This is a genomic window from Streptomyces sp. NPDC004561 (assembly GCF_053602155.1).
Map to the genome: position 1 here is coordinate 1 of NZ_JBSGDB010000153.1, position 18,212 is coordinate 18,212.

Below are 18,212 nucleotides of genomic sequence, written 5' to 3' on the forward strand. Positions count from 1 at the left end.
CTGGACAGGGCGTTCACCGCGTTCTTCAGGCGCGTCAAGGTGGGGGAGAAGCCGGGGTATCCGCGTTTTAGGTCGTCCAAGCGGTTCGACACGGTGGATTTCCCCAAGGACGGCGACGGCTGCCGCTGGGATGCCACCCCGCACGATCCCGTCACCCCGGCACCGGGTGGTGGTCGGCAGGGGTCAAGACGATCTCGGTCAGGCGCGAGGGCCGGCGCTGGTATCTGATCCTGACCGCCGAGCAGGCCCAGCCCGAGCCGCTGGAGCCGACCGGCGCGGTGGTCGGCATCGATATGGGCATAGCCAACTTCCTCGCCACCTCCGACGGCGAGTTCGTGCCCAACCCCCGCCACGGCCGGACGGCGGCAGCGAAGCTGCAGGCCGCGCAGCAGGCCCTCGCCCGGTGCAAGCGCGGTTCGAAGCGGCGTCGCAAGGCCGTGGAGAGGATGGCCCGGCTGCATCGCAAGGTCCGCCACCGGCGCCTGGACCACGCCCACAAGACCGCGCTCGACCTCGTGCGCGGGCACGACTTCATCGCGCACGAAGACCTCAAGATCCGCAACATGAGCCGGGCCCCCGCCCCCAAGCCGGACCCCGGACAGGCGGGCGGCTTCCTGCCCAACGGGGCCGGTGCGAAGGCTGGGCTGAACCGCTCGATCACCGATGCCGGGTGGGGGGTGTTCCTGACGATCCTCACCGCCAAGGCAGCATGCGCCGGACGGGAAGTGATGGCCGTGGATGCCCGCAACACCTCCCGGCGGTGTCCGGCATGCGGGCACACCGCCCAGGAGAACCGGCCCACACAGGAAACCTTCCACTGCATCTCGTGCGGCCATTACGCGCACGCGGATACCGTGGGCGCCCTGAACGTTCTACGGGCCGGGCTGGCCCGTCGCGAAGCCCAACCGGCCTAGCGAGAAGCCCCCTCATTCATCTTAGGTTCCAGTGATCGTTGCAACGCACCAGCTCAAGGGGTGCGATGACGTTCGAGATTCGGCCGAACAGAAAGCCGCAAGGGCGCCGGATCCTGGTCCGTGAGCGGGAGGAATACTTCCGGCTTATGGACCAGGGGGTGAGCAACCGTGAAGCATGCCGGCTTGTCGGCATCGACCGGCGGACCGGCATGAGGTGGCGCAACGGCTGGCGGGCGTCGGGCCGGCACAAGGGCAGCCCGCCCGTGACGCGGCCGGGAGCCCCCAAGGGCCCTTCGCGCTCTTTGCGGGAGGCTGACCGTATCCACATAGCCGACCGACTGCGGGAGAAGGCGTCGGTCCGTGCGATCGCCGCGGAGCTGGGCCGCAGCCCGTCCACGGTCAGCCGGGAGATCCGCCGCAACGGAACTCCCGGCCGGGGAGGCCGGCTGCACTACCGGCCTCACGCCGCCCAGTCCCGCGCCGATGCCCGCAGGCCCCGGCCGAAGCCCGGGAAGATCGGCCAGAGTCCCGAACTGCGGGAATTCATCCAGCGGCATTTGAGCAGCCGCTGGAGTCCCGAACAGATCGTCCAGCAGCCCCGCCGGACCTTCCCCGACCGCCCGGAGATGCATGTGGTGCACGAGACGATCTACCAAGCCCTCTACGTTCAGGGCCGGGGAGAACTCCGCCGCGAGCTGGCACGCGCCCTGCGCACCGGACGGGCCATGCGCAAACCCCGCCGCCAGGCCCAGCAGCGCACCCCGCGCTTTCCCGTCCCCATGGTGATGATCAGCGAGCGTCCCGCGGAAGCCAGCGACCGGGCCGTGCCCGGTCATTGGGAAGGTGACCTCATTATTGGCAAGAACAACGGATCCGCGATCGGGACGCTGGTCGAACGCAGCACCCGCTACCTCATGCTCGTCCACCTTCCCAGCGGGCGAGCCCCGCACCTGGTCCGCGACGCGCTCCTCGACACCGTCCAGGACCTGCCGACGCACCTCAAACGGTCTCTGACCTGGGACCAGGGTGCCGAGATGGGGCGCCATCACGAGTTCGCCACGGCAGCTGGCATGCCGGTCTACTTCTGCGACCCCGGCAGCCCCTGGCAGAGAGGCTCCAACGAGAACACGAACGGCCTGCTTCGCCAGTACTTTCCCAAGGGAACCGACCTCACAGCCCACACCCGCGAGCACCTCGCCGCCGTCGCCGCTGAACTCAACAGCCGTCCACGCAAAACACTCGGCTGGCAAACCCCAGCCGAGCGCCTACATACTCTGCTCGCCACAACAAGCAACTGATCATGCGTTGCGACGATGCCTGGAATCCGCCCATGACCATGTCGTACCGCAGCGATCAAGAACCGTCACGGGCACCGGACTCCACGAGTTCAACCTGATTAATCCGCGCCGGCCGAGAGATAGCGTTCACCGGAATCGGGGAACACCGAGACGATCGTCGCCTCGGACCATTGTGGCTGCCGGGACAGGATACGGGCGGCATGTGCCGCCGCCCCCGACGATATCCCGGCGAGCAGTCCGGTGGCCTGGGTGATCTCCCGGCTCGTGGTGGCCGCGTCGTCGTCCGACACCGCGATCACCTCGTCGATCAGCGCGAGGTCCGTGATTTCCGAGACGTAGCCCGCCCCGATCCCGGGGATGCCGTGCGGTCCCGCTTCGCCGCCCGAAAGGACGGCCGACCTGGTGGGCTCGACCGCGACCACATGGACATCGCGTCGTTCCTTGAGGAAACGCGCTATGCCGGTCAGCGTCCCGCCGGTGCCAACTCCACATACCAGCACATCGATTTCGCCCGCGGTGTCCCGCCACAGCTCGGGGCCGGTGGTCTCGTAATGCGCCAGCGCGTTGGCGGGGTTGGTGTCCTGGTGCGGAAGCCAGGAGCCGGGTATGGATTTCTGCAGCCGCTCCGCGTACGCCCATGCGGACAGCAGTCCGTCACCATGGGGCACGAACTTGATCTCAGCCCCTAGCTTGCGCAGTATCAGCTGCCGTTCCACGGTGGCGTTGTCCGGCATGACGATGATGCAGCGGTGACCGTGCAGGAGGCACAGCGCGGCAAGGGAGATCCCGGTGCTCCCGGACGAGCACTCGATCACCGTCCCGTCCTGCGGCAGTTGTCCCGATCGCTGGGCGGCACGGAACATGTAGAGCACCGCCCGGTCCTTGACGTTGGCGAGCGGGTTCAGCATCTCGAGCTTCGCCAGTGTCCGCACACCCGCCGGGACGCCGGGCAGCCGATACTGAAGCAGGGGAGTGCTGCCGACCAACTCCTCCATGGACTGGTAGATCCGGCCTTCCGAGCTCATGAGGCTCCCGCCCCCCGGGCTGCCGCCAGGTGCGCGGCCGCGGCCTGTTCCAGGTGGGTGATATCGCTGGAGACCGTCGCGAAGGTGTAACCCTCCGACAGCCACCGGGCCGCGCTCTTGCCGTCCATGCAGTGGATGCCGCTTGCGATACCTGCGTGCCGTGCGGCTTCGGCGATGGCGGTCGTCGCCTCCAGCAGAGCCGGCTGTACCGCGGGATCACCGAAGTACCGTCCGCCAAGTGCCACGGACAGGTCGGCCGGTCCCAGATAGACGGCGTCCAGGCCCGGAGTCGCGCAGATCTTGTCCAGGTTGTTCATGGCGGCCATCGTCTCGATCATGACGATGCAGACCACGCCCTCGTCGATCTCGGCCGGGACATCGCCGAGCCGGAACTGTGCCCGCACGGGGCCGGCCAGACTGCGGGTTCCGGCAGGCCAGTGCCGCGTAGCCCGCACTGCCGTCGCGGCCTGCTCCGGCGTTTCGACCATGGGTACGATCACGCCACGCGCTCCGGTGTCCAGAGCGGCACCGATGGCGACAGGATCCACGGAGGGAACCCGGATCAGGCCCGCCGCGCGTTGTCCCGCGTCCACCGCCATCATCGCGGCGCTCCAACCCGGCTGCGACAGCACCCCGTGCTGGCCGTCGACTCCGATGTAGTCATAGCCGAGCCGGGCGATGCGTTCGGTCGCGACAGGGTTGTCACACGAGATCCAGTAACCGGCAAGCTGCTCGCGGGCGCGGAGCCTGCGCGCAAACGAATCTGGCAACGCCATGTCTATTGCCCTTCCTCATCCCCGTCGTCGGCATGGATCGTGTAGCTGCGTTTGCCGTCCAGGCCGACGGGCACATCGCCGGTGACCGAGACGCGGTGCAGCAGCCGCCTGTGGCCGTCGTAGTCATCGACGCCGTAATGCTGCGTGCAGCGATTGTCGAAAATGAGCACGTCTCCCGGCCGCCAGTTCCAGCGGACCTGGTTCTCCGGACGCAATGCGTATGACTGCAGCACATCGATGATCGGCCGCGACTCCCGGAGGCTCATTCCCACCAGTCGCTGGGCGAAGCCGCCGAGGAACAGGGAGGGTTCGCCCGTCTCCGGGTGGACCCGGACGACCGGGTGCGCGGTCTCGAACCGCTTGGCGAGGAAGGCCCGGCGCACTTCGTCACCACGCCTGGTGCCCAGGCGCGGCTGTTCCGCCCGGTTGGTGTGCACCGCCCACAGCCGGTCGGCGACCTCCCGCAACTCGGCCGGGAGAGCCCGGTAGCCGGCCTCGCCACTTGCCACCAGCGTGTCTCCGCCGTAGGGCGGCAGCACCACACTCCGCAGCGTGGTTCCCAGCGACGGGGTCTCGGTGAAGCTGATGTCGCAATGCCAGTGGTTGGCGCGTTGGTCCTCCCCGTCCACGACGAGGACCTGCGGGCTCTGCTCGGCGGTCCGCATCAGTGGATGCCGGTGGGTGAGCGGGCCGAATCGGCCGGCGAAGGCCAACTGCTGTTCGTCACTGATCTCCTGATCACGGAAGAACAGCACCTTGTGGTCGAGGAACGCCTTCTTGATCTCGGAGAACAGCTGATCCGAGATGGTGGAACCCAAGTCGATACCGGTGATCTCGGCGCCTATTCGGCCGCCGATGCGCCGGATGTCGATGCCGCTCATTTGCTTGACCCCCCGCTTCTTTCCCGAACCACGGGCGCGGTCTGCTCATGCCGTCCCCGCGCCAACGCGTCCTCCAGGCCGTTCAGAACCGCGTACGCGTCGTGCACGAGCGTCCCGGAATCCGCCGACGTCATGTAGAGAACTCCGCCGAGGCCCATCTTTCCGCCGCTGTGCTCGTATTTCGGCATGGGTGTCCCGTCCGGGATCGTCAGTCCCGGCGCGGTCTCGACGCTCGTGCCGGGAGTCACCAAGGACGGCCAGTCGACCGCGCGACTGTCCCAGACCAGGTCCTTCGACCACGGCTTCCCCGCGGCGTTCGTGGCCAGGAGGGACAGCGTGCACGCTGCTCCGGTGGCGTCGTGGGGGGTCAGCATGGAATTCGGCGGGTCGGCCGGGAGCCCGAGCAGCGCGTCGGCCAGAATTCCGACCAGATCACAGCCGTAGACGTGCTCTATTTGCGCAAGGATCATGGCGCCGCCGAATCGCGCGGCGGACTCGATCAGCGCGAGCCCCCCGTCCTCCATCAGCTTGATCTCGGTGTGCGTACCGCATGTCCGCAGCCCGAGAGCATCGACCGCGGCCCGAGCCACCGATTCGATCGCGTGCTGCAGCGGTACCGGGAGTTCGCACGGCGCTACGTTGCACAGCTCCATGAAGGGCGGGATCGTCGGCAGCCTCGACGTTATACAGACCGGGTGATAGACCCCCTCGATGACTATTCCCTCCACGCTCAGATAGTCACCGTAGCCGCTTCCGTCCTCCCACCATGACCGCGTCGTCCCCGGGATGATCTCCTCGGCGAGGAAGTCGTTCTCCGCACCCGGCACCTCCAGCATCAGGACGTTCGTCGCGTCCGCCGTCCTCATCACCGCCGTCGCCTCCTGCCACGCCGGCGCGATCTGCTCCTCGGAGGAGATGACGAGCTGCGCGGTCGAGCCGGCGCCCCAGGCCGACTTCAGCAACAGCGGCGGCCGTAACTCGTGGAACGCCTGGCGCAGGTCCGCCGCCGAAGCCACCGTCCGGTACGCCGGTTGCGGCACCCCGGCCCTGTCCCACGCGGCCCGCATCAGTCGCTTGTCGCGCGATGACGCCGCCCCCGGACCCGGGCCGGGAAGGCCCAGCCGGTCGGCCGCCAGCGCCACCGGGACCACCGTGTACTCCGACAGGCCGCACAGCGCGTCCGCACCGACGCGGACAGCCGCCTCGACGATCGCGTCGACCAGCTCGTTCCCCTTCAGTCGCCGCTCATGGGCGGGAGTGACGGAGGCGCAGAACGCCTCGGCCCCGGCCGGCAGCGGGCGGAGTGCGAGTACGTGGACCTCTCCCCGGGCGGCCAGCCGGGGCAGCGCGAAATCAACGGGTGGACCGCCCTTGCTGTGCACCAGCAGGATGCGTTTTTTCACCGACTATTCCTTTACTCCGCACAGAATAGTGTGCACATGGATCATCTCGGGAGGCCGCTTGTCCGCCTCGTGAGTGATCATCTCTATGGCGGTGAAACCGCATTCCTCCATCCACCGCTTGTAGGTGGAGACCTTCTGCGGACCGCCCTCGGCCGTGCTGCAGCCGAGGAAATATGCCGGAAAGAAGTCTGCCTGGCTCGAGTCCTTCACGTCCTCCGGGTAGGTCGGGACCAGGGCGTAGATCCGGCCGCCGGGCTCCAGGCACTCGTACACGGCGCGAAGCACCCGGAATACGTTTTCCTTGCCGAGCTGATCCAGGAAGTGCTTTACCAGGACGACTTCAAAGCCCTTGGGAAGGCCGTCGTACACGTCGCCGCCGATGAAGGAGCAGGAGTCCTCGACACCGTGCGCGCGGAAGTTCTCCAGCGCGTCGTCCTGCTTCTCCGGGAAATCGAAGCAGGCTACCTGCAGGTTCTTCTCCGGATTGTGCTTGCACGTCAGGATCGCGCCCAGTCCAGTATGCCCCGCCAGGTCGAGGACCCTGCTGCCGTGCTCGATGTCGACGTTCTCGAAGAACCATGGGTCGATGAGGGAGGTCGTCTGGTCCATCATGGCGGACCATGCGGCGCGGAGCTCATCGTGTTCGGCGCACGCCTCGTAGAGGTTGCCGTGGAACCCGAAGATCTTCTCCAGGCCCACCACCGTTCCCGTCCGCACGCTGTCGGCCAGGTAGTAGAGCTGCCGCAGGCAGACCTCTTTGATCATGGTCATCAGGCGCATGGCCCGGGCGAACTCGTCATCGGAGAGGCGGGCGAGGCCGCCGGCCCGGTAGCCGCCGGTGCTCTCGTCGTATGTGACGAAGTCTTCCTTGACGAGCAGGTGCAGCAGTTGCTCGACGGCGTCCGGCCGGACGCCGGCCACCGCGGCTATCTGTGCGGCCGACACCCCGGTACCGTCATTTTTCCGGAGATGGTCCAGGATCCCGAGCTCGTAGCAGGCGTACACGGTCATGAACCTGGTCGGGCCGACCGCAAGGTCCCGGAACTGCTCCAGGACGTGCTCGGGCCTCGCCGGTGGTCCCGCGGGCGTGGTCATTTCCCTATCGCTTTCCACTGCTCGGGGTTTCCGGCGTCGGCGAACATGGTGACCACCAGCTCGTCGGGGGGCAGCTCTGCGGCGATCTTGCGCGCGACCAGCCAGTTCGCCGAGGCGGACGTGCCGATCCGGGTGCCGGTCAGGCTGAAGAATTCCGCGGCACCCTCGAGTGCTTCCGGATAGGAGACTTGGTAGTGCGCGGCGACGTCGTCCTCGTACGCCTTCACGAACGGCTGTTTGAGGCCGTATCCGAGTCCACCGGTGCCGCACAGTCCCTGGGGGGTGGCCGGAGCCCCGCCGTGCCCGTAGGGGGATTCCGCCGGCGTGACGCCCACCGCCCGGACGCCAGGACTGATGGTGCGCAGCATGTTCAGCACGCCGATGAGGGTCCCGCCCGTACCGATGGCGGCAACCCAGGTGTGCGGCTTGCGGCCGTCCAGCTGTTTCACGATCTCTGTGCCCGTGGTCGCCTGATGGATGGTCAGGTTGGCGGGGTTGACGTGCTGGAACAGAAGCTGCCAGGAGCCGTCTCCGTCCGCGATCCGCAGCGCCTGCCTGATCGTGCCGAGGAAGCCCTCCTCCTGCGGGGCGATGTCCACCGTGGTCCCGCGGGACCGCAGCGTGTCCAGCACGCTCTCCGACGTGAACGACGCCACGACCAGACGCAGGGGGATTTCCGCTTCCGCGCACAGATACGACAGCGCCAGACCCAGGTTCCCGCCCGAGTACTCCACCAGCCGAAGATCCTCTGCCGGCCGGTCTCCGTGGCGCCTGACGGCATCACAGACCAGCGCGTAGGCCACGCGATCCTTTACCGAGCCCGCCGGGTTTCCCCATTCGCACTTCGCGAGAATGGTCGCGCCACCGGGCTTCGACGGGACCTCGATGAGCGGCGTATTTCCGAGCCGCTCACGGAATCTGGCCAGCCCTGGATATCGTTCGTGGATGGCGGCCATGCTCTGCAGCTCGGTTTCGGGGACCTGGCTGAACGGCTTCAGTAGTGCGTCCACTACCGGCGCCAAAATCTTCCGGACCTCGTCCATTGGAATTCCTCTCCGCCGTCTCGTTCACACCGGCAGCTTCCGCCGGCGGGGATGACGGGCGCCTCGCATGCTTCACAGCATGCGCCGGGCGAAAAGGACAAGCCATATCCCATATTGCTGACACCCGGCTTGCCGCAGCCGTCCCATCCCGCTTCGAGCGCTGCTCGAGCCGTGCTCGACCGGAGCGAGATTGCGGCGGCGCAGAATATCGGTCGTGACAGCAGCCAGATGCCGGGCAGCACCCGAGACCCACGACGGCGCCACCCGTGAATCTATAGAACGGGCAATCGAGTACATCTGGGAGAGGTACAGCGAGCCGATCTCGCTGGACGAGCTCTCGAAGAGCGCCCTGCTCAGCCGCTTCCACTTCGCCCGAACATTCCGGGACATCACCGGAGTCACCCCTGGCCGGTTTCTCTCCGCGGTACGCATCCATCAGGCGAAGCGCCTGCTGATCAACACCTCGAGGACCATCACGGACATCTCGTCCGCCGTTGGATACCAGAGCCTGGGGTCGTTCACGAACTACTTCACACAGAGTGTCGGCATGCCACCGAGCCAGTTCCGCCACCTCGGGGAGGGCACCGTACTCGATCTCCTCCCGCCGGAGAACAACGTGCATTCGTCACGCGGCACGGCGGCCGTGACGATTTCCTTTCCCGGCGGGTGCTCAGGCCTGCGGGTGTACGTAGGGATCTTCCCGTCCCCCATCCTCCAGAGCCCGCCCGTCGCCGCGACGATCGTCGATGCGGCCGACGACCACCCCTTGCGCTGCGTATTGCCGAACGTCCCGCCCGGCACGTGGTTCGTCCACGCCGTCGCGGCCGCGCGTGCCACCGGCCTGGACCAACGCACCCACCAGCCGCTGTTCGTGGACCGGCGCGATTCGGTGACGGTCGGGACTCGTACGGCCCTTCGCGTGTCGATGCGCTTGCGACCGAGCAGGCCGACCGATCCGCCGATCCTGCTCGCGCTGCCGGATCTGCGTTCGCTTCCCATGTCCCGTCCGGCCGCGGGCCAGGTCGGCTGAACGGCATGTCCGGTCGGCTGACAGCGGCCTCGGACGCCGGCTCCATCTGCCGTCCGATCAGGATTTCGAGGTATACATGATCACCGCCGACGTACACCGGAACTTGAAGCTGCGCATCGGAGTCGGGTTCGTCCGCAAATTCCTGGACATCATGCTCGCCCCGCTGATGGTGATCCACTTCTCGCACCTGTACGGCGCGGCGACGGCGGGACTCATGACCCTCGCGATCGCCGTCGCCGTCGTCGGGTGTACGTTCGCCGGCGGCCACCTGTCCGACACCCTCGGCCGGCGCCCCACCCTCCTGCTCGGCGAGACCTGCAGCGCCGCGGCCCTCGTACTGCTCGCCCTGGCGAACTCCCCATGGTGGCACTCGGGAACCGCGACCTTCTGCTGCTACCTGCTCAGCACCAGCCTCTTCGGCATCGCGGTACCCGCCAACGACGCGATGATGGTGGACGTATCCACCCCGGAGACGCGTGCGCAGATCTACACGATCAACTACTGGTCGATCAACGTGGCGTTCCTCATGGGTTCCCTCGTGGGCGGCTTCGTCTACGGACGGCACTTCTTCTATCTCCTTGCCGGCGCCGCCGTGCTGGCGAGCGTCATCGCACTCATCACCCTGGTCGCGATCAGCGAGACCGCACCGCGCGGCCACACGGTCGAGGTCCAGGACCGCGGATGGCTGAAGACACTGCTGGACGGCTACGCAACGGCGTTGCGCGACAGCGTCCTCGCCCGCCTGATCCTGTCCGCCCTCCTGATCCGCAGCGTTGAGATCCAGATCTCGTACTACATCGCCGTGCGCCTCAGCAATGAGTTCGGCCGGCAGCAGCTCCTCGACATCGGCGGGTGGCGGCCGACCGTCAACGGCGTCGAGATGCTCGGCATCCTCCGGGCGGCGAACACCCTCATCGTGGTCTGCCTGGCGCTGTTCGCCGCGTGGCTGTTCCGCCGCCTGTCCGACCGGCAGCGCATCTTCGGCGGCATCGGCCTCTTCACGGCCGGATACATGGTGTGGGGGGCGAGCAACGCCCCCTGGCTCCTGCTCGTGGCCGCGGTGGTGCTCACCATCGGCGAGATCATGTCGGTGCCGATCCGGCAGGTCCTGCTGGCCGATCTGGTGCCCGCCGAGGACCGGAGCAGGTACATGGCCGTGTACCAGATCAACGTGCAGCTGGGGATGATCGTCGGCTCGCTCTGCGTGACCATCGGCGTGCTGATCCCGGCGGCCGGGATGAGCGTACTGTTCGGGCTCTTCGGAATCGGCGCGATGCTCCTCTACCGGTCGCTCTTCCGCGTGCGTGACGCGCACGCAGCCGCACCGCACGCCCTCGTCGCCCAGGAAGGCGCGCAGAAGCCATGAGTACGGTCGGCGAGGCGAACGCCGCACCCACCCGCCGACGCGGCAAGCCGCAGGCACCGAACATCGTCGCCGGCGGCATCGAGATCCGCACGACGGACGGCGGCCCGCTCACCGCGCAAGTGAATGGAGCGCAGCGATGACAGACAAGATCCTCATGGTGATGCCGTGGCGGGCGTACGTGCGCAAGGCCACCGAGGAGGGCCTTCGGGTCTTCTCCATCTGGGACCCGGACCGCATCCCGCAGGACCACCGGGACGAGGTCGCGCGGTACTCCGAGGAACTCCTGTTCACCGACTTCCGGGACGTCGCCGGGCTGCGCCGGTTGGTGGCCGAGACGGCCACGCGGCTGGGTGTCTCCCATGTTCTGCACCTGGGCAACGAGGACACCCAGCTACCCGTCTGTGAGGAGGCGCACGCGCTGGGGCTCGCCCCGAATCCACCGGCGGCGCTGCGCGTCATCAACGACAAGACGGCGATGCGCCAACTGCTGCGCGAGCGCGGTCTCTCGCCGGTGCGGGCCACCGTGGCCGAATCAGCGGGGGAGGCCCGGGCGCTGTTGCCGGAGTTCGAGCTGCCCGTCGTGGCCAAGCCGGCCCTTCTCTCCGGCAGCCGCGGCGTACGGCTCATCCACGAGGCGCGGGACATGGACGACTGGGAGGAGCAGCTCGCCGACCAGGGCTATGCGGGTCCCGTGCTGCTTGAGGAGTACCTGCGCGGGCCCGAGTTCAGCGTCGAGACGCTGACCGCGCAGGGATCCCACCACCTCGTGGGCGTCACCGCCAAGCGGAAGACGCCGCCGCCCGGCTTCACCGAGATCGGGCACGTACACCCCGCGTCCATGGCCGAACCCGCTCGGGCGGCAGTCACCGACCTGGTCCTCCGGTTCCTGAACGAGACCGGATACCGGTTCGGCCCGGCGCACACGGAGGTCATCCTGACGCCGGACGGTCCAAGGATCGTCGAGTCGCAGACCCGCGCCCCGGGCGACCGGATCCATCGAGCCATCGCGCTCGCCTCCGGGTTCGACATCGAGGCGGCCATCTTCCGCGCGCTCGTCGGCAAACCGGTCCAGGTCGACACCGCCCACCGGGTGGGGTGCGTCTCCTTCTTCCAGCTCCGTCCCGGACGGCTCGTATCCGTGGAGGGGCTGGACGCCATCCGTGCCCTCCCCTTCGTGCACGAGCTGAAGTTCCCCTTCACACCGGGCGACACGGTCCCAGAGATCAGGAACTCCGGAAGCCGGCACGGCCATGTCGTGATCGACGCCGCGTCCGAGCAGGAAGCGGACCGCCGGATCACCATCGTGCGCGGCCTGCTGCGCGCCACGACGGTCCCCGGCCCGTCGGACCACTTTGGGAACACCCCACGAACCTAGTGCTGCGACCGCACAGGTTCACCGGGTTGTGAGCTCTCGTAGGTGGACCAGTCCCTCAATGCCGTCGGCGACCTGCACGAAGACGCCGAACGGGACCACCTTGATCGGGCGTCACCGCACAGCCAACCGCCACCACCACCAACACGGCGAACCTATGCGGTCACAGCACCTGTCGGGGGCGCCCGACGGCCCCGTGACCCGGCACCACCGGCCCGTCCCAGTAGTACGTTTCGAAGGTGCGGGTCATGGGCGGGCGCTCTTTGTTGTGAGCGGTCGCCGCGGCATCTCGGCCGGAAGCCAGCGTCCGGTGGGGCTGCCGAAGCTCCGGTCGCCCGCGTCCCAGACCACCTCTCCCGCCCTGATCGTGGTCAGCACCTTGCCGGCCATCGTCCATCCCTCATAGGCCGACCAGCCGCATTTGGCGTATACGTCGTGCGCGGAAAGCATCCACGGATCTTCCGGGCCGAAGATCGTCATGTCCGCGTCGGCGCCCGGCTCCAGGCGGCCCTTGCCCGGCAGCCGGAAAAGCGCTGCCGGCCTGGCCGCCAGGTGGTCGACGAGTCGCATGATCGCCACGTCGGAGGATTCGTCGAGCCACCGTCGGCGCATCCCGGTCCAGACGGCGACGGCGAGCTCCTGCACGCCGGGGATCCCGGGCGGAGCGTCCGGGATCGGCAGGAGCTTCTCCGCCATGGTGTGCGGAGCGTGGTCGCTGCCCAGGGTGGCGACCTCGCCGCGGCGCAAGGCCGTCCAGAGTCGGTCCTGGTCGGCTGCGGAGCGGATGGCCGGCGCCAGGCGGGTACGGGCTCCGGTCCGCAGCGTGTCGTGGTCGGTGAACGACAGGTGGTGCGAGGTCACTTCGAAGGTGAGGGGCAGCCCGTCGGCGTGCGCGGCCGCGAGCAGGTCGACCTCCTCCGCGCTGGACACGTGCAGGATGTGCGCCTGCGTTCCGTACCGGCGCACCAGCTCGATGACATCGGCCACGGCCGCGATTCCGCCGCTGCGCGGCCGTGACCGTTCGTAGGCGGTGTAGTCCCGAAGCCGCCCCCGCGCGTCGTCGAGCAGCGTGAACAGGGTGTCCCGCTCGGCGTGCAGCACGAGCTGCACGCCGCCGGCAGCGGCGGCGGCGAAGATCCTCTCCAGCTGGTCCCGGTCCCGCACGACCGTCGGCGCGGTCTGGTGCCCGGCCATGAAGACCTTGGCGCTGGTGGCGATCGCGGGGTCGAGGTCGGCGAGCAGTTCGGGGTGGTCCGGGTCGGCGCCCAGATGGAACCGGTAGTCGACCAGCGACGACCCGGCCACCAACGCGGCCTTCGCCGCTATCGCGTCCGGCGTCAATCCCGGAGGCTTCGTGTTCGGCATGTCGATGACGGTGGTGACGCCACCCGCCACGGCGGCCCGGCCGGCATGCTCCCAGTCCTCCTTGTGCTCCAGGCCCGGCGTGCGGAAGTGCACATGTGAGTCGATCAGCCCGGGCAGGACGTAAGCGTCGCCGGCGTCGAGCCGGGGCACTGCCGGATCGGCCTCGTCGATGTCGGTGATGGCGTCGATTCGGCCCGCGGACACGGCAACCGCGCCCGGCCGCACGCCCGTTGGCGTGACGATGCGCCCGGTCACTACGAGATCGGCACGTTCCCGGCTCAGCTCTCCCATGACTCCGCCACCAACTCTCGGCACAGGTCGTTGGTCGGGCCCATCAGGGCGACCGCCCGGGCATCGGCGATCAGCCGGTTCAGCCGGTGATCGACGACGTAGCCGGCCGACCCGAGCATGCGGGAGACCTCGAGGCATATCTGCTCGGCGGCGGCGGAGGCGTGCAGCTTGGCCTGCAGCGTGGTCCGGCCCGGATCGTCCGACGATCGGTGGCCCGCGCGCACGACGAAGGCGCGCCCCGACTCCAGCAGCGTGCTGAGCGCGACCATCTGGTGCCGGACGGTCTGGGCCCGTGCCGCGTCGAGACGGGCGCGGTGTTGGGCGGCGAGGTCGTACACCGCCTGGGCGATGCCGATCGACACCGCGCCGAGCGTCGCGCCGCTCTCCCGCACGCCGGCGATGATGGCCGTCGCGTGTCCGAGCGGTCCCAGGCGGTCGTCGTCGGTGACCTCGCAGTCGCGGAGTTGGACGAAGCCCGTCGCGGATCCGCGCATGCCGACCAGTTCCAGGCTCAGATCGGGGATCAGTCCGGGGTTGTCGCCGCGTACGAGGAAGAAGGTCTGGCCGGCCGAGCCGTAGCTGCTGTGTGGGTCGTCCTGTGCCTGCGACGTCTGCACGAGCACGAGGTAGAGGTCCGCGACACCGGCGCCGGTGGTGAACGCCTTCGCGCCGCTCAGCAGCCATCGGTCGCCCGGGAGTCGCTCGGCGGTGGAAGCCAGCCGCTTCTTGGCGGCACCGGCCCCTGTCTCGCTCCACGCCGAAGCGGCGAGGAACTCGCCCGAGGCCAAAGCCGGCAGGTATTTGGCCTTCTGCTCGTCGGTGCCCCATTCGTCGATTCGCGCGCACACCGCGAAATGCTGGAACAAGATGATCGCCACGGACGGGTTCACCGTCGCCACCTGCTCCACCACCCGGTTGACAGCCGCGGCGTCACCCCCGGCGCCTCCGTACGCCTCCGGGACGGCGGTGGCGAGCAGTCCCGAAGCCCGCAGCTTCGACAGCACCGACTCGTCGGGCTTGCCGACGACGGCGGTTTGAGCATCGGACTCGCGCAACATGTCCAGGATCGGCGGCGCGAGGGTGGGCCCGACCGTGCGGACGACGTCCTCTTTGCGAATCAGGCTGGTAGCGACAGACATTCTCCGAACTCCCTGGGTTGGAAAGTGATGAGCGATTCGGGGAAGAACGGGCCCTGGTACCGGACGGTCTTGTTGCCCACGGCGACCCAGGCGAGTTCGGTTCGTCCGTCACCGATCCGGGTGGTGGCGGTGACCGCCGTGCTTCCGCCGGTGGTTCGGATGTCCACCTGCCCGCCGAGACATCCCACTTCTCGTGCCGCGAGCCATGGAATCGTCTCCGGGATGCAACTCGCCGCCCCCAGACAGACCGCGCCGGTCAGCGCCAGCGTGGGATGCCAGCCGGGCACGGTCACGGCCCGAGCCGCTATCCGGCCGGCTCCGTCGGGAACCACCACCGCGATCTTGGGGAACACGCTGTCGGGCGGCCAGTCGAGCAACCGGGCCGCCGCCCCGCGGATCCGTTCCAGCCGGTCGAACAGGTCGGGCCCCCCGGCGAACAGTTCCGCGGAGTCGGTCACCCCGGCTTCCCGGGCCCCGACGAAGACGTAGGGATTGCCGGAGGAGACCAGGGAGGCGGTCACCTTCTCGTCGTCCAGGTCGAGGATCGTCTGCGGCTCGCCGCGCAGCAGCAGACCTGCCACCGGGACCGGGGGCGTGTGCAGGAAGTACATCGTGCACCGGGCGGTCTCCCGGTCGGCCTCCTCGATCTCGCACACGAGGTGATCGCCGTTGTTGAGGACGTTCACCCGGACCCGGTCCCCGGGGCCCTGCCGGGGGAGCATCCCGGACCGCCCGGCGGCCATCACGGAGCACAGCACGGAGTGGCCGCACGATCCGCGCAGATCGAACCGCGCCACATCGTCCGGCAGCGCCTGGATGAAGCGGTAGTCGAGATCGAACAGCGGATGCGACGAAGGCTCGATCAGCGCGATCTTGAGGATGTGCGCCCCGCCGGCCTGCACCATCCGCCGGCGGACCTCGGTGAGGGCCCCGAGGAGCGGACCCCGCTCTCTCGGGAACTGCCGCGCGTCGAGGACGAGTGTGGGGCAGGGGCTCCCGGTCGCGTAGGCGACGTGACCCATCATGCGACCATCGCCCCCATCGCGGCCCCCACCCGGGCGCCCGGCCGGAACTGCTCCCGCCAGACTTCGTGCACCAGCAGCGCCCATATCGTCAGCGCCGCGGTGTCGTCCGGGCGGTCGGCCTGGGCTTTGAACAGGTCCCGTACGGCGCCGGGTTCGACCTGGCCCGCGGAGCGCAGCCGGCTCGCGCCCAGCATGTCCTGGGCGAAGTCCCACAGCGGCCGCCCAGGGGCGAGCATCGCGGTGACAGGCAACGTGAAGGGCTGCTTCGGGCGGTTCAGGACGTCCTGCGGCAGCAGTCCGGAGGCGGCGGCGTAGAGCGCCCGCTTCACCCGCCCGCCGCTGATGCGCAGGTGGTCGGGCAACGCCCGGCCGAAGGCGACGATGTCGCGTTGGCAGTACGGCAGCCGCACCTCGACCGAGTGCGCCATGCTCAGGTGATCCACGCGGCGCAGATGGTACGCGGGCAGGCGGTACTCCAGCTCGAAAGCGGTGATCCGTCCCAACCGATCGTCGCCGTCGTCGCGAAGGAGATGGCTCGCCCTCTCGGGAAGCTGTGCCGTCAGGTCCACCTCGGCGGCGTAGTCCTTGGTGTAGAGCCGGTCTCTCAGCCGCGCGGGGGCGACGGCGAGGGCGTCCGCGTAGGTTGAGGACCACTTGCCGGGGGCCCCCGCCGCCGCCCGCATCCGGTCGTAGCCGCCGAAGACCTCGTCCGCGCCGTCGCCGGTCAGCGCGACCTTGAAGCCGGCGTCCCGTACGGCGCGGAACAGGGCATAGGTGCTGAGCGTGATCGGGTCGGCGTTCGGCTGGCCCAGGTGCCACACGACGTCCGCCATCAGGTCGGGGAAGGTGGCCGGATCGATCTCCACCTGGTGGTAGACCGCCCCGGTCCGCTCCGCGATCTGGCGTGCGTACCGCCGCTCGTCCCCGGGCCAGGAGCCCTTGTAGGCGAGATTGAAGGTGTGAAGGTCGCTGCCGTCCTCTGCGGCGAATGCCGTGACCAGGCCGGAGTCGAGCCCGCCGGACGTGATCGAGGCGAGCGGGACGTCGGCCACCCGCAGCCGGCTCACCTCGTTCCGAAGCATCGCGCGCAGTCGGCCGGGTGTGTCGTCGCCGGGCAACGGGCCGGGCCGGGGCGGGTTCCGACGCAGGACGCGCAACCCCGAGACCCGGTCGCAGACCGCTGTGGTCGCCGGCGGCAGCACCTTGATGTCGGCGAACATCGTCTGCTCGCCGAAGGGCGTCTTGGTCGCGAGGTACGCCTCCAGACCCGGCGCCCAGGCGGTGCTCGACACCGCGTCGAACGCGAGCAGGGCGGGGATCTCCGAGGAGAAGTGAAGCGCTCCCGATGCCGGATCCCACCGGTAGTACAACGGCTTCATGCCCACGTGATCGGTGGCGAGCACGAGCCGTGGCTCGGCGCGCTGGTCGAGGACGGCGATCGCGTACATGCCGTCCAAGTGCTCGGTGAAGCCGTCGCCGTACACGTCGTACAGCGCCGGAAGGATCGAACCGTCGCAGCGATCGGGAAAGGTGTAACCCCGCGCGCGCAGCCGCTGCCGAAGCTCGTCGTGGTTGTAGATCTCTCCGTTGAAGACGATTCTTATTCGACCGTCCAGCAGCTCGTACGGCTGCCGGCCGCCGTCCAGATCCATAATGGCCAGCCGGTTGTTCCCGACGGACCACATCGCGTCGTGCACGCTGCCCTGGCCATCGGGGCCACCGTGCCGCTGAAGCGCACCGACCGCCTGGAGTTCGCGTGGGGTCACCACGCCATTAAAGTGACCAAATATCCGACACATCGCCTGACTCTCGCCTGTGTGAATTAATTGGAACTGGACTATCAGTACCGATGCGACGGTAGGTCGAATTCGTCTCCTGGATCAGCGTGAGGCTTCGGCCGGTTTTGCTCTTACCGAGAAGGGAACCGGTCCTCGTTCATCCCATGCATTGCCCCAAGTTGACCAGCTCGGCCTAGAAGCGGGCTAGAGCGTCGGTCCGGCAGGAGATGCTTGACCGGATCTCTTGAGCGCAAGCCCCGTCCTTCAGGGCGGGGTTGGTTCATCCTTGGCGCGGAGCCGCGCAGCGGCGAGTTCGCTGCGCTGTCAGTGACGTGCCCTAGGTTGATCACGTCAGCCCAAGAGGGGGTGTGCTCATGCTGTCCGGTCGCCGTTACCTGCTCGACCTGTTGC

The 18,212-nt window shown here is 68.4% G+C and carries 16 protein-coding genes and 1 pseudogene; 6 read left to right on the forward strand and 11 right to left on the reverse strand.

Features of this window, described 5'->3' with window-relative positions; all coding sequences use genetic code 11:
- Positions 1 to 125 precede the first annotated feature (125 nt).
- Together ACWEN3_RS20905 and ACWEN3_RS20910 are read left to right on the forward strand one after the other, a co-directional pair.
- The gene (locus ACWEN3_RS20905) at positions 126 to 914 is read left to right on the forward strand and encodes an RNA-guided endonuclease InsQ/TnpB family protein (protein ID WP_452973009.1); all 789 of its coding nucleotides are present in this window, start codon (positions 126 to 128) and stop codon (positions 912 to 914) included.
- 65 nt (positions 915 to 979) lie between these two features.
- On the forward strand, positions 980 to 2,212 hold the full coding sequence (locus ACWEN3_RS20910; protein WP_452972965.1) for an IS30 family transposase: 1,233 nt from the start codon (positions 980 to 982) through the stop codon (positions 2,210 to 2,212).
- 98 nt (positions 2,213 to 2,310) lie between these two features.
- Here ACWEN3_RS20910 and ACWEN3_RS20915 read toward each other — a convergent pair whose 3' ends face one another.
- Genes ACWEN3_RS20915 through ACWEN3_RS20940 form a run of 6 tightly spaced genes read right to left on the reverse strand, consistent with a single transcriptional unit; the run spans position 2,311 to position 8,435 of the window.
- Positions 2,311 to 3,237 carry a PLP-dependent cysteine synthase family protein gene (locus ACWEN3_RS20915; RefSeq protein ID WP_452972968.1) on the reverse strand — a complete coding sequence of 309 codons (927 nt, stop codon included), beginning with the start codon at positions 3,235 to 3,237 and terminating at the stop codon, positions 2,311 to 2,313.
- Positions 3,234 to 4,013, reverse strand: a complete 780-nt coding sequence (locus tag ACWEN3_RS20920; protein ID WP_452972970.1) for an HpcH/HpaI aldolase family protein — start codon at positions 4,011 to 4,013, stop codon at positions 3,234 to 3,236. The genes ACWEN3_RS20915 and ACWEN3_RS20920 overlap by 4 nt, the downstream gene beginning before the upstream one ends.
- A 2-nt stretch (positions 4,014 to 4,015) precedes the next feature.
- A complete protein-coding gene (locus tag ACWEN3_RS20925; protein ID WP_452972973.1) occupies positions 4,016 to 4,894 on the reverse strand; it encodes a TauD/TfdA dioxygenase family protein in 879 nt (292 codons plus the stop codon).
- A complete protein-coding gene (locus ACWEN3_RS20930; RefSeq protein WP_452972976.1) occupies positions 4,891 to 6,297 on the reverse strand; it encodes an ATP-grasp domain-containing protein in 1,407 nt (468 codons plus the stop codon). Before ACWEN3_RS20930 ends, ACWEN3_RS20925 begins: the two co-directional genes overlap by 4 nt.
- A 3-nt stretch (positions 6,298 to 6,300) precedes the next feature.
- The gene (locus ACWEN3_RS20935) at positions 6,301 to 7,392 is read right to left on the reverse strand and encodes a methyltransferase (RefSeq protein ID WP_452972979.1); all 1,092 of its coding nucleotides are present in this window, start codon (positions 7,390 to 7,392) and stop codon (positions 6,301 to 6,303) included.
- Positions 7,389 to 8,435, reverse strand: a complete 1,047-nt coding sequence (locus ACWEN3_RS20940) for a PLP-dependent cysteine synthase family protein (RefSeq protein ID WP_452972982.1) — start codon at positions 8,433 to 8,435, stop codon at positions 7,389 to 7,391. The genes ACWEN3_RS20935 and ACWEN3_RS20940 overlap by 4 nt, the downstream gene beginning before the upstream one ends.
- A 190-nt stretch (positions 8,436 to 8,625) precedes the next feature.
- On the opposite strand from ACWEN3_RS20940, the gene ACWEN3_RS20945 reads away from it, so the two are divergent.
- From ACWEN3_RS20945 to ACWEN3_RS20960, 4 genes are all read left to right on the forward strand, one after another.
- Positions 8,626 to 9,465, forward strand: coding sequence for a helix-turn-helix transcriptional regulator (locus ACWEN3_RS20945; protein WP_452972985.1), 840 nt, complete (start codon positions 8,626 to 8,628; stop codon positions 9,463 to 9,465).
- 76 nt (positions 9,466 to 9,541) lie between these two features.
- Complete coding sequence (locus tag ACWEN3_RS20950; RefSeq protein WP_452972988.1) at positions 9,542 to 10,831, forward strand: MFS transporter; 1,290 nt, start codon at positions 9,542 to 9,544, stop codon at positions 10,829 to 10,831.
- Positions 10,828 to 10,971, forward strand: coding sequence for a hypothetical protein (locus ACWEN3_RS20955; RefSeq protein ID WP_452972991.1), 144 nt, complete (start codon positions 10,828 to 10,830; stop codon positions 10,969 to 10,971). The genes ACWEN3_RS20950 and ACWEN3_RS20955 overlap by 4 nt, the downstream gene beginning before the upstream one ends.
- Positions 10,968 to 12,206, forward strand: coding sequence for an ATP-grasp domain-containing protein (locus tag ACWEN3_RS20960; protein WP_452972994.1), 1,239 nt, complete (start codon positions 10,968 to 10,970; stop codon positions 12,204 to 12,206). The genes ACWEN3_RS20955 and ACWEN3_RS20960 overlap by 4 nt, the downstream gene beginning before the upstream one ends.
- 27 nt (positions 12,207 to 12,233) lie before the next feature.
- Here the strand turns inward: ACWEN3_RS20960 and ACWEN3_RS20965 are convergent.
- The 5 genes and pseudogenes from ACWEN3_RS20965 to asnB form a co-directional block, all read right to left on the reverse strand.
- Positions 12,234 to 12,308: pseudogene (locus ACWEN3_RS20965) on the reverse strand (S1 RNA-binding domain-containing protein); the annotation flags it as partial.
- Between the two features lie 141 nt (positions 12,309 to 12,449).
- The gene (locus ACWEN3_RS20970) at positions 12,450 to 13,859 is read right to left on the reverse strand and encodes a dihydroorotase (protein WP_452972997.1); all 1,410 of its coding nucleotides are present in this window, start codon (positions 13,857 to 13,859) and stop codon (positions 12,450 to 12,452) included.
- Positions 13,847 to 14,998, reverse strand: a complete 1,152-nt coding sequence (locus ACWEN3_RS20975; protein WP_452973000.1) for an acyl-CoA dehydrogenase family protein — start codon at positions 14,996 to 14,998, stop codon at positions 13,847 to 13,849. The genes ACWEN3_RS20970 and ACWEN3_RS20975 overlap by 13 nt, the downstream gene beginning before the upstream one ends.
- Positions 14,977 to 16,023: a PrpF domain-containing protein gene (locus ACWEN3_RS20980; RefSeq protein ID WP_452973003.1), complete on the reverse strand. Its 1,047-nt coding sequence runs from the start codon at positions 16,021 to 16,023 to the stop codon at positions 14,977 to 14,979. The genes ACWEN3_RS20975 and ACWEN3_RS20980 overlap by 22 nt, the downstream gene beginning before the upstream one ends.
- Positions 16,020 to 17,822, reverse strand: coding sequence for an asparagine synthase (glutamine-hydrolyzing) (asnB, locus tag ACWEN3_RS20985; RefSeq protein WP_452973006.1), 1,803 nt, complete (start codon positions 17,820 to 17,822; stop codon positions 16,020 to 16,022). The genes ACWEN3_RS20980 and asnB overlap by 4 nt, the downstream gene beginning before the upstream one ends.
- Between the last annotated feature and the right edge of the window lie 390 nt (positions 17,823 to 18,212).